The following is an 11,215-nucleotide window of genomic DNA, read 5'->3' as shown; positions in this document are numbered from 1 at the left end:
CGTCGCCCCAGGAACCGGGCTCGGTGCTGCCTCCGCAGCCAGGAGACGTCATCAGCGCAAGGGCCGGAATGCCGGAGCCGCCATGGCTTCACCCCTCAACGCGATACGTTGGCACTTCCGATTCCAAGATCGGGCACGGTGGCTGCACAGACGTCGAAGCGGAAGGGTTGGGATGGCAACGTGGGCGAGGACCTGAAGCACTGGGTTCGCGTACCGGTGGGGCCTGACGCGGCCCGATGGGCCACCCGCGGGCGGTGCCGACGGGTCCTGCTGGTCGTCCACAACGTGACGTCCGCGACGCGGCTGCTCGATGTGCTTCCGCTGTTCCGCGACGATCTGCGCCTTCAACTGCTGGCCACCTGTACCGGGTCTTCCCCATTCCAGTCCGGTGTGACAGAGCTGCTCGCATCGACGGGCATTTCGGTACTGCCCTGGGAACAAGCGATGTCGACTCCTGTGGACTTGGCCATATCGGCAAGCTTCGGCGGCCAACTTGCCGGCATTAAGGGAAAGTTGACCGTCCTATCTCACGGTGTCGGATATAATAAGAAGCTGGCCACGCCGGACGCCGGACGCCGGACGCCGGACGCCGGACGCCGGACGCCGGACGCCGGACGCCGGACGCCGGACGCCGGACGCCGGACGCCGGACGCCGTCTTCGGGCTCGGGCCCGAGTGGATCCTCACCTCGGAAGGCGTCCCGATCGCGGACGCCATGGTCTTCTCCCACCCCGAGCAGATCGACCGACTCGCCGAGTCCTGCCCCACGGCCCTGTCGACCGCCGTCCTGGCTGGCGACCCCTGCTTCGACCGCATCCTCGCCGCCCGGCACCACCGCGACCGCTACCGCAGGGCCCTGGGAGTCCGTCCCGGGCAGCGTCTCGTCCTGCTGAACTCCACCTGGAACCCGACCTCACTCTTCGGCGACTCCGGCCCCGAGGACGTCCTCCCACTCCTACTACCCAGGCTGACGTCCGAGCTCCCCGCCGACGAGTACCGGGTCGCAGCCGTCCTCCACCCGAACATCTGGCACGGCCACGGCCCCGGCCAGGTCCGCCTCTGGCTGGACAAGGCCCGTCGAGCCGGGCTCGCCCTCGTCGACCCGCTCGAAGGCTGGCGCCAGGCCCTGATCGCCGCGGACGTGGTCCTCGGCGACTTCGGTTCGGTCAGCTACTACGCCGCCGCCTGCGGCACGCCGGTCCTGCTGGGCGCCGCCGACCCGGAGGCACTCGGACCCGAGTCCCCCGTGGCGGCGTTCGTCCGGGACGCGCCCCGCCTCGATCCGTACAGCGCGCTGCCGCCCCAACTGGACGAACTGGTGGCCGAACACCGTCCCCTCGCAGGGCCGGCCACGCTGACCAGCTCGGTGCCGGGAGAGTCGGCAGCCCTGCTGCGCGACCTCTTCTACCGGATGATCGGCATCCCCGAACCGGCCGCCCCGGCAGTGCTCGACCCGCTGCCGCTGCCACCGTACGAGCCGCCGCTCCGCACAGCGCCCTTGCGCGTCCTGACCCGCGCCACCGCGGACGACACCATCGCCGTCCAGCGCTTCGCCGAGCCCCGGTACGAACCCGACGACGCCGAAGGCGAGGGCCACCTCGCCGTGCACGAGGAAACCATCGATCCCGGCGCGCTGACGATTGCCGATGTGATCCTCCGGTACGGCGCGGCCGACGACCCCCGGTTCGACTCACCTCACGAGTGGGCGGCCGACGTCCTCGACCGGTACCGTTCCGCCTCGCTCGCCGCCTACGTCACCAGCCCTCACGAATGCGAGGTGCTGCACCGCGGCGGACTGCGGTACAAGCTAACCTCCGACACCGCCGGAGACCCGGCCGCGCACGCCTCAGCGCTCTACGCCCGGCTGCACACCGGCCCGCCGATCGTGACACCGGAGGACACCACCCTGACCGTCAAGACCGGCAGCCACCTCGCGCGAGTGCACGTCACGGTTGTTCGGGAAGACACTGAGCACGCAGCCCGGCCAGGTAGGTGAGATGGATGGTGGCGTTCTCCCGGCTCAGCAGCGCGACGGCCTCGTCGATCAGGGGAAGCGCCCCGACGTGATCGACCACGTCGAGGTGAAGCTCCGCGAGATCCGTCAACACCCGGGCGGTGTTGTAGCGCTCGCCGCTGCCACGGAAGAACTCCCGTGCCGTGGTGAGCCTCTGCTCCGACTCCTCGAACCGGCCAAGGCCTCGTAGCGCCCGCCCCCGGTGCCGGTGCAGCAGCGCACGGGCCCGCGGCACGTCGGCGGCACCGTCGCCAGCCGGGCCGATCCCATCCAGCAGTCTGTCCGCCTCCTCGAAGCACTCCAAGGCCGACCGGAACCGCCACTGGCGCAGCCGCAGCAGCCCCAGCGACTCGACCGCCGTCGCCCGGCCGCGGGCGTGCCCGGCCCTGGCCTCGTCGTCCGCAGCGGTCAGCAGCTCACGCTCGGCCTCCTCGTCCTGCCGCAACTCCATCAGCGCGAAGGCCAGTTGGGTGTGCATCCGGCCCGCCGTCCGGGTGCCCGGGCAGTGCCGGCCGGCAGTACGGGCCCCGGCCCTCAGCGCGGGCAGCAGGGCATCGTGGCAACCCGCCTTGAGCTGGACGGCCCAGAGCGCCTCCACCAGCTGGCAGACGGTATCGAAGCGGCCGAACTCCTCGGCGGCGAGTACGGCTTCCACCAGGTTGCCCGACTCGGCCACCAGCGCGGCGACCGCCGCGCCCTCGTCCTCGTACGGGCCCGGCCCCAGCTCTGCGTACAGCGGGCCGAGGTGCCAACGCTCCTTCAGCGCCGCATAGTCCGCTCGGACGGCGAAGTGCAGGTACCAGTCCACGGCGCGGGCCACGGTCGCGGCACACCCCGCCAGGCCGTCCTCGCGGGCCGCCGCCTCCTCCGCGTGGGCGCGCACCGCCGGCCGGTACCGGTAGCGGCCGTCCCCGGTGCTCTCCAGCAGCTGGAGCTCCACCAGTTCGGCCAGGGCCGATTCCGCCTCGGCCTCCTGGACTTCGGCCATCGCCGCCACCGCGGCCGCGTTCAGCGAGGGCCACGGACACAGCGACCCGAGCCGGTAGATCCTCGCCGTCTCTGCCCCGAGACGCCGGTAGGCGTCCTCGGCCGCCGCCCGAACCGGGGGCAGCGGGCCGGCCGGGCTGCCGTTGCCGATCGGCCCGGTCGCCAGGTACGGGGCCGCGGCCCGCAGGGCGAACGGGGAGCCGGCACACCGCTCCAGCACCGAGGGAAGCGCGGCGCGGGCCGTCACCATGGCCGGTCGGCCCGCCAGGTCGGCCAGCAGCCGCTTGGCGTCCTTGTCGGACAACGGGCCGACCGGGATGGTGACCGCGTCCAGTCCGGTGAGCGGACGGCGGGCCACGATCAGGGTGAAGACTCCGGGCGCGGCCGTGATCAGCGGCTTGATCTGGGCCGCCGACTGCGCGTGGTCGAGCACGACCAGCAGTCGCCGATTGGAGAGCAGGGAGCGGAAGAGGTCGACCCGGTCCTCCAAGGCGGGCGGAACGTACTCCGCCGGCACGCCCAAGCGCAGCAGGAAGTGCCGCAGGACCGTCGCGGCCGTCGGAGCGGTGCTCGCCGATCCGCCCCGCAGGTCCGCGTACAAGGTTCCGTCCGGGAACCGGCCGGCCGCGAGGCCGCCCCAGTGGAAGGCGAGCGCGCTGGTACCGATCCCCGACGGGCCGTGCAGGACGGCCACCTTCGGGAGACCGTCGGGCTTCCGCTCTGCCTCACGGTCCAGCAGCGTCAACGGCCCCTTCCGGTCGGTGAAGAAGCGGGCCGAGGCCGGCAGCAGCCGCGGCACCCCGTGCGCCGCCGCCCCACCGGCGCCCTTCCCGCTCATCACGGCGGCGAGCGCCCTGGCCTGCTCGGGGCTGCGCATCGCCTCCGCCATAAGCAGCCCCGCCACGGACTCCCGCTCGGCCTGCCCGACCGGCGCCGACACCTCCCGCCCCACCGCCCGGGCCACCAGCCCGCCGACCGTCTCCCAGGCCCGCTTCCCCGCCTCGTTGGCCATCCCCGCGCCGGCCGCGCCCAGGAAAGCCGTCACCATCGACAACGACAACGGATCCACCGCACCCACCCCCCGGTCCTTCGTGGGGCAAGGTTCACCACTGCCCCAGCCTGTTGCGTCCGGCCCAACGGTAGCCTGCCGAAGCAAGCAGTCGAAGGAACGCGGGCCGCCGATACGGCAGAGAGGATCCTGCTCCGCGACGCGCCCAGAACTCCGCCGGGCGTTCCTCTGTCGGTGTCAGGCCTACCTGCGAAGCTCTGCCCATGTCAGCAAACATCGCCCTCGAACTGACCTTTTACTGCGTCAGCATCTACCTGCTCTTCGCCATGTTCTCCGTGAGCTCTGCGTGGATCAGCGGGCCTCGCGTGCCCGGCAACTGGCTCCGCCGTCTGCGCCCTCTCGATTCCCTTCTCCGTTCCATGGCTCGCAGACGCGCGCAGACTGCTCGCCGCCTCCTGGAGGACAGCGGGGTGAGTGCCGACAAACTCCCCGATGTCGCCTTGCTGGAACGAGTCATCGCCGACCGGTCACGGTCCTTGGTCGGCATGGGTGTGGTCTGGGCTCCCCCACTCCTTGCTTCGTTCGCCATGTGGCTGGGTCTTTCCATTGGCGACCCGGATCACCATGCCTTCAAGAGCACTGCGCCCCTGCTTCCTTGGGGCTTGCTCTTCCTCTCCCTGTGCCTCGCCGAGGCAGACCGCAGAGCAACCACGCGTTCCGTTCCGAGGGAGTGGACGGTTCACACGGCCCTGGCTGCTCTGGAGAGTTGCACCGAGGACAAGCCTGAGCGTCGCGGCCGAACTGCGGACGGTTCTGTGTCCAAGGCCATGGGTGAGCTCTGTTCGACCCTGGAACGTCAAGCACGCTTCGTGCCGAAGGATGCCGATCACATCCTCCGACAGCGGGTCCGGGACCGCGCCTACCTGATCGTCCGCAATGTGCAGGCAGCCAAGATCCGGCTGCTGTCCGAAGACACTGTGGCCCGGACTGACCTGGCCAGGATCCTGGCGTCCGTCCTCCGGCACGCAACCCGGCCAGCCAACGTGATCGGCGCCACCGTGAAGCTCGCCGACGATGAGGTCCTGAGCGACGACCCTGCGTGGCACCGGGACTCACGCCCTGCCTCCGCGATGACCAGCGCGATCGGCAACCTGGCCTTGGTCGCGGCACTTGTCGGCACAGGCGTAGCCATCAATCTCATCGGACTGCCCGACGTGGTGGCGACCCCCATCGTCTCAGTGATCACTGTGGCGGGTGCCCTCGTCCTGAGGAAACTACGCATTCCGACAACGGCGGAGAGCCCTTCAACGGCCGCCCAAACTGACCAGCCCGGCACCCCGGCGGAACACACTGAGGTTCCACGACAGGATGTTCCGCCAACGCGGATCGAGAGGTGACCTGTCTCCGCCGCCCCGCTGGCGCAGGCGCCGGCAGATGAGTCCGGATCCGGCAGTGCCGGAATTCGTCAGCCGAAGGCGGCTCACAGCCCGAGCAGCGTACCTATCCGGCGACGCGCGTCAGCACGGTTTCCCAATCTAGATCCAGTCGCTCGATGGCAGATGCAAGAGTCACGAATGCGTCGATTCCCGCTACCTACGGAGCGATATGCCGGACAATGTCTTCCTCGCCAGCTTCCCTGCGCAGGCATCAGTGCCACCTCGCCCGACTTCCGGTGCAAAGGCCGTCCTGTCGGGCGCTCAGCCCTGCACCGAGATGCTCGGCTGCATCATGGATCACTCGGACCCGGCCAGCTATGTGGTTCCGTGCAACCAGTTCGACCACCACGGACCTGAGCACACGATCCGTGATCCTTCCGGATATCCGGTCTTCACCGTCCGTCGCACCTGGCTGGCAGCGGAAGGCTGCGAACCGATCATCGAAGGCTGGGGCTACGGCGCCAGCCTGGAGATGAACCAGGCCGGGGCTCATGACTTCGCCGCACAACTACGCGACCAAGCCTCCCGGATCGACGAAGAGGCCGAGCGCCTCGCCGCCGCCCACTCCCCGCGAGCCACCGACGGCTGCGGTGCTCATCCGTGGTGCGTGAAGGGCACCGCACCGCACGCGGACTGCGAGGGGACAGAGATCACCCTTGAGGCCGTCGACTCCCTTAACCCCGGCCAAGGTGGGCCCTATCTCAGCGCGCGCCTGGCAACCTACGACGGCGTACCGACCTGTGGGATGCTCCTCGACAACTGGACGGACCTCAACGCCGCCGACCTCCGTCGAGTGATCGACGACATCGAGACCTACCTCCCGAAGCTGCGGATCGTCGCTGCGCAGCTTGCTGACGCTGAGATCCGGAGTTCGGCTACTCAAGGAATCTCGGCTTGAGCGCTCGGTTGTCGGCACCTACGGGATCGAGAGCCCTCTCGAAGACAACCGAGCCAGGCCAACGGAAAGGGCGGCTCGACTTCGGCGGGCCCGACAACACCCCAGGAGGCCATCCGGCTGTCGGCGGCGGCCTGCGGGCCGGCGCCGACGTCCTCAGCGCCGCGCTGATTACCGCCGCGCTGATGCTCGGCATCTACACCATCGTCGGCACCGGCGAGCACGGCTGAGGCTCCGCCCGCACCCTCGCCTCGGCGCGCTCTCGCTCGCCCTGCTGGCCGGCTTCCTGCTCCGCCAGGCCAGGACCGCCCAACCCCTGCTCCCGCTGCGGATGTTCCGTTCACGCGAGGTCTCCGGCGCCAACGCCGTGCAGGTGCTGACGATCTCCGCTCTGTTCGCCTTCCAGATCCTGGTCGCGCTCTACCTCCAGATCGTCCGCGGCTATGCGCCGCCGCGATTGGCCTCGCGCTACTCCCGGCCGCGCTCACCATCGGCACCGTCTCGCTCGCGCTGTCCGCCCGGCTGAACGCCTGCTTCAGCGAGCGCCCGATGCTGCTGACCGGGCTGGTGCTGCTGGTCGCCGCCCTGGCGCTGCTGACCCGGCTGCCCGCGGACGGGAGCTACATCCTCGACCTGCCGCCCACGATGCTGCTCGCGGCCGGCTTCGGCCTGACGATCTCGGCGCTCACCGTGCTCGGCATGTCGGGCGCGGGACCGGCAGACGCGGGCACCGCTTCCGGCTTCTCCAACACCACCCAGCAGGTCGGCGGCGCGCTCGGGGTCGCTGTCCTCACCACCCTCGCCGACGGCCGTACAGGGCCCTCGCGGCGGCCGGGCACCCGGCGGGCGAGGCGCTCACAGCCGTGTTCCGGCTCGCCTTAGCGGTGTCCACGGACCTGCTGACGGTGGCTCTGCTGCCTGCCGCCACGGTCCTGCGCCCGACCGGAGGGCCGCAGTTGGAGCCAGGCCAGCAAGCCTTGCCTCGGCCCGCGTTCGGCGCGGCCCGGGGAGCCCGGCGTCACGGCCAGACCAGGCAGTACAGCTGGTGCCCGCCTCGTCCAGCCGGTTGGCGAAGTCCTGCCGCTCGTGCAGCTATTGGTCCCCGCAAGCCCGCAACCTGCGCTTTTGTTGCCAAAGTGCCACTGACCAGCGAAAACTACCTTCAGTGGTTGACGCTGGTCAGCGGCGTTTTCCACCCTCATGTGCCCTGGATGTGCCCTCGCTTCGCGCCGGTTTTCAGCGCCTTGCGAGGAGGCCGAGACCGCTGATCGGCAGGTCAGCCGGCGGCGGGCGAGCCGCTGCTGCTGCGGTCGTCGAGGACGATGTGCGGCTGCTGCAGGCGGTCGCTGCCGACCTCCTCGTCAGCGGGTCGGGTGCTGTTGATGACGGCGGCGATGCGCTCGTAGCTGGTGACGGCGAGGGTCCAGGTCTCGATGCCGGTGTCCTTGCCGAGGCCGCCGCACACGGTCTCCCGGAGCGCGTTGAGAAGGGCGAGGGTGCTGCGGCCGGAGAGGATCGTGTCCTCGTTGCTGTCGTTGGCCGGCTTCGAGAAGTGGTCGGTGCCTTCGACCTGAGCAGCCAGGAAGTCCCAGGTCTCGGGGTGGCAGGAGATCGCGACGGTCTTCACCGCGGCGGCCTTGCGGAGAGTGTTGACGTGGTTCTCCCAGACGAAGGGCTCCGGGATCAGGCCGGACACGTCGTTGGCGCAACTGCTCGGGAGATCGTCGACTGCTGCCTGCTCCTGTGCGACTGCATCCGTACGCTCGGGTTCGACCTCCGTGTCCTGCACCGTGGCGACGGAGGGGCACAGGAGATCTGCGAGCTGAGCAACGACCTCGGTTGCGATCAGCCGTGCCTGGCCCTCCGGAGGGCTGGTGGCGGTGGTCGGCTGGGGTTCGGGCGCTTCTGCGGGCTGCGCTTCCGGTTCGGGTGCGGAAGGCTCCGGAAGGGCACCCTGGTGCTCGGCGAGCTTGGCGGCCACCTCGGCGGCGATCTGGCTGAGCTGGTCCTTCGTGAGAGCGTTCGGGGTAACCGGCGTGTGGTCGGCGGGGGTGGTCTCGGACACGGTCGTCTCCTCGCTGTCGGATTCCGCGGCCTCGCCGGTCACGGTGGGGGTGGCCGACTCTGCGGCCTGTTCGGATGCCGGGGGCTCGGCGCTGGGAAGCTCGGTGATGTCGACGGGACCGTCCCTGTCGTCGTCGCCGGGAGGGTGAACGGCGTCGTTCTGGTCGTCCGCCTCCGAGGAGGTTCCCGCGGGCTGGCTTACGGCCTCGGGGGAGTCAATGGAGGACCGAGGCGGCTCGTCGTGGCCGACTCCCAAGGAGGATCGGCTGCTGTCTTGCAGGGCGCTGAGCTCAGCCCGCAGGTTGCCCAGCTGGCGGTGGAGGCTGCGGTTGTCCTGATGGGCGCGGCTGGCTTCCTGCTGTTCCCGGGCGATCGCCTCGAAGAACTCGTCGCGGTGTTCACTCAGGCCGGCCGCCAGCGTGGCGCTGAGTTCGGTCCGCAGGTTGTCAGTGTTGTTGCGGATCTCCTCCAGGCCGGCCTGCAGGGCCGCCCCGACCTCTACACGCAGCAGTTCGACCTGATGGGCGGTGCCCCTCGCCATATTCCCTCCCGATCTCGCGCGCCTGTCGGGCTCGCGGCGGGTACAGCGTGGCGGCAAGGGCCAGTGCGTGATGAGGAGATGGCGGGGACTGTCGAGATCGTATCGATTACTGTCTGAGATCAGATCATCACGCTGGAGCCGTGGTTCGCCAGTTCGATCCGCGCCTTCTCCGGAGCGAAGCGCTGTACTCCTGTGCGCCTCGCCATTACGACTCGAACAGGGTCGGCTGGTTCCAGGGCGAGGCTATGGGTTGCCCTTGAGGGCCGAGTAGGCGTACCAGTTGGTCGGCTTCGTGTTCGGTGAGGTCGGAGAGGAGGCGCGCCGTTGTGCCGATGAGTTCATCAAGGGGAACGTGGCTGCGGGCACCTCGTGCACTGGCCAAGCGGTAGGTGAAGCTGCAGTGCAAGACCGCGCCGGACGGTGTTGGCGCATCCGCCTCGATGACCGCCTCAGCCCGGCCCAGCGCCTCGCTGATGCCGGCGAGCTGGGAGTCGTGAACGACATTGTCTCCAGGGCTGTCGTAACCGATGCGGCGATCGGTGACGAGCATACGGATCGACGTAAGCGGGACGGAGAACCGGTCGGCCCGGGCGCGCACTTCGTCCAGAGTGGGCTCGTCGTACCTTTCGGTCGTGTCGAGATCCTTCTGCGTCTGGGCGACGTACGCCCGAAAGCGCGACATCTGCAGAACGAGGTTGCCGTGATCCACTGCCCAGCGCCAAGGGCCAATCGGCGCGTTGGACGTGCTCCCCGGAGCAAGCACGCAAACGTGGCTCTGCCACTGCTGAGCCGCCGGCCGCATGAGGTGCTGAAGGTTCTCCGGGTCACGGACCGGTGTGCGGAGTAGGAGCGGCAGGCTGATCAAGGGAAGCAGGCGACCCCAGAAGCCGCTGTCAGGAATCTCCTCAGCACTGAGAAGGTAAGCGAGGGTGGATTCGTCCAGACGGCCGGAGCGTCGAAGCGTGCCCGGGAAACTGGCCAGGGTGGAGCCTCCGCCCTGCCACAGAGCAGCCATGAAGGCCGTCATCCGGTCCGCGACCAAGGGCACCATCCGGGCGGATACCGCTTCCACTGCCACACGCGTCGGTGCGACATCTCCTTCACGGGCAGCTTCCACGCCGGTGACGACAGCGCTCCTGAACCGGGTGATCGCAGGGCCGTCCAGGGCGCCATGCCCGCCTTCGATCACCGAGCTGGAGATGAGCCGAGGGACGCTCGGGGTGTCCTGGGTGGGAACCAGCTCACCGAAGGCCGGAGTGTCAAGAAGCAGAGTTTGGTGTTCGGTGGCTGACGGTTGGAGATCTGCCGCCGCACGGGACGCTTCGAGCTGCCCCAGGGACACGATCATCGGTCGGTCCTTGGTCTGCAGCCGAGCGATGTCGTCCTGGAGCTCCGCCGGGTTGGCCGTTGTCCGGAGATAGACGTGTCGGTCTGGGGTGCGGGTCGCCTGCGGCCAGCGGATCACCATGTCCGGGGCGTAGGTGTGGTTGAAGAAGCCCGTCGCGATGACCTCGGCCCGGGGGTCCATCCGGCGCAGTTGGTGCCCGATGATCTCCTTGACCCGGCCGAAGGGCTGCCTTGGGTCCGTGTCGTCGAGCGCGGCCATGATCGCCCGCGATGCCTGATTCACCACTGCTCTCCCTTGCGGATCAGTTCGGCAGCCACGATGGCTTCCCAGTCCTTGAGGGGGACCAGCGTCTCCTGCTTCTCTGACAGCACGATCAGCCACAGCCGCGACGCGACCATCGCAACGATCTCGGGGTCGATCACCGCCTCAGCGGCAGCTCGGTCAGCCGTTCCGAAGACGCGGTCGTGGTGGAGCAGAACCGCCGTCTCGACATGCTTCGGCGAGTCCAACTGCGACCAGGTGTTGGCGCGGAAGGGAGCCCATGTGATCCACATGAGGTGATCACTCAGAAGATGGCCGTTCTGGCACGCGACGTAACACTTCGCAACGAACTCGTCGAACTGATTTCCCTGGTCGCTGGGCTGCTGGTAGTTCTTCACCTCGGCACAGAACATGTCCCCGTGGTAGGGAGCGCCGCGCATGGCGCCTCCCAGGTCGAAGGAGAACGTCTGCCCGCCATGAGGCCATGCCAGAGTCAGCCGTCGGGCGCACGACGGCGAGTCGGTGTTCGCATACGCGCCCGAGATTCTCATGGTGCCCTCAAGCCACATCTTTGCCCGGCGGGCGCCTGAGAATCCTTTGAGGTGGGCGTCTTCCCCCACTGCCACGTTGATCAGCGTAGAGGACTCCAGCAGCTCACACC

7 protein-coding genes and 1 pseudogene are annotated in these 11,215 nt (G+C 69.1%); 4 read left to right on the top strand and 4 right to left on the bottom strand.

Annotation, left to right across the window (positions count from 1 at the left end):
• Positions 1–513: 513 nt before the first annotated feature.
• Positions 514–1,995 carry a hypothetical protein gene (locus AB0P06_RS05700; RefSeq protein WP_363605327.1) on the top strand — a complete coding sequence of 494 codons (1,482 nt, stop codon included), beginning with the start codon at positions 514–516 and terminating at the stop codon, positions 1,993–1,995.
• On the opposite strand, the gene AB0P06_RS05695 is transcribed toward AB0P06_RS05700, so the two are convergent.
• On the bottom strand, positions 1,946–4,078 hold the full coding sequence (locus AB0P06_RS05695) for a tetratricopeptide repeat protein (RefSeq protein WP_363605325.1): 2,133 nt from the start codon (positions 4,076–4,078) through the stop codon (positions 1,946–1,948). The genes AB0P06_RS05700 and AB0P06_RS05695 overlap by 50 nt on opposite strands.
• Positions 4,079–4,272: 194 nt before the next feature.
• Here AB0P06_RS05695 and AB0P06_RS05690 point away from each other — a divergent pair, with 194 nt between their 5' ends.
• The 3 genes and pseudogenes from AB0P06_RS05690 to AB0P06_RS05680 form a co-directional block, all read left to right on the top strand.
• A complete protein-coding gene (locus AB0P06_RS05690) occupies positions 4,273–5,406 on the top strand; it encodes a hypothetical protein (RefSeq protein ID WP_363605324.1) in 1,134 nt (377 codons plus the stop codon).
• A 208-nt stretch (positions 5,407–5,614) separates the two neighbouring features.
• On the top strand, positions 5,615–6,343 hold the full coding sequence (locus AB0P06_RS05685) for a hypothetical protein (protein WP_363605323.1): 729 nt from the start codon (positions 5,615–5,617) through the stop codon (positions 6,341–6,343).
• Positions 6,344–6,465: 122 nt separating this feature from the next.
• Positions 6,466–7,284 (top strand): annotated as a pseudogene (locus AB0P06_RS05680) (MFS transporter); the annotation flags it as partial.
• 332 nt (positions 7,285–7,616) lie between these two features.
• Here AB0P06_RS05680 and AB0P06_RS05675 read toward each other — a convergent pair.
• From AB0P06_RS05675 to AB0P06_RS05665, 3 genes are all read right to left on the bottom strand, one after another.
• Positions 7,617–8,945: a hypothetical protein gene (locus tag AB0P06_RS05675; RefSeq protein ID WP_363605322.1), complete on the bottom strand. Its 1,329-nt coding sequence runs from the start codon at positions 8,943–8,945 to the stop codon at positions 7,617–7,619.
• A gap of 205 nt (positions 8,946–9,150) precedes the next feature.
• Positions 9,151–10,575, bottom strand: a complete 1,425-nt coding sequence (locus tag AB0P06_RS05670) for a hypothetical protein (RefSeq protein ID WP_363605320.1) — start codon at positions 10,573–10,575, stop codon at positions 9,151–9,153.
• Positions 10,572–11,180, bottom strand: coding sequence for a hypothetical protein (locus AB0P06_RS05665; protein WP_363605319.1), 609 nt, complete (start codon positions 11,178–11,180; stop codon positions 10,572–10,574). The genes AB0P06_RS05670 and AB0P06_RS05665 overlap by 4 nt, the downstream gene beginning before the upstream one ends.
• Between the last annotated feature and the right edge of the window lie 35 nt (positions 11,181–11,215).

This window comes from Kitasatospora sp. NPDC088351, from assembly GCF_040685575.1.
In the GTDB taxonomy this organism is placed as follows: Bacteria; Actinomycetota; Actinomycetes; order Streptomycetales; family Streptomycetaceae; genus Kitasatospora.
This window is presented reverse-complemented; position numbering and strand designations above follow the sequence as displayed.

Coding starts and splice junctions, on each gene's coding strand:
- AB0P06_RS05690 (WP_363605324.1), top strand. CDS start 4,273: ATGTCAGCAAACATCGCCCTCGAACTGACCTTTTACTGCGTCAGCATC.
- AB0P06_RS05685 (WP_363605323.1), top strand. CDS start 5,615: ATGCCGGACAATGTCTTCCTCGCCAGCTTCCCTGCGCAGGCATCAGTG.
- AB0P06_RS05675 (WP_363605322.1), bottom strand. CDS start 8,945: ATGGCGAGGGGCACCGCCCATCAGGTCGAACTGCTGCGTGTAGAGGTC.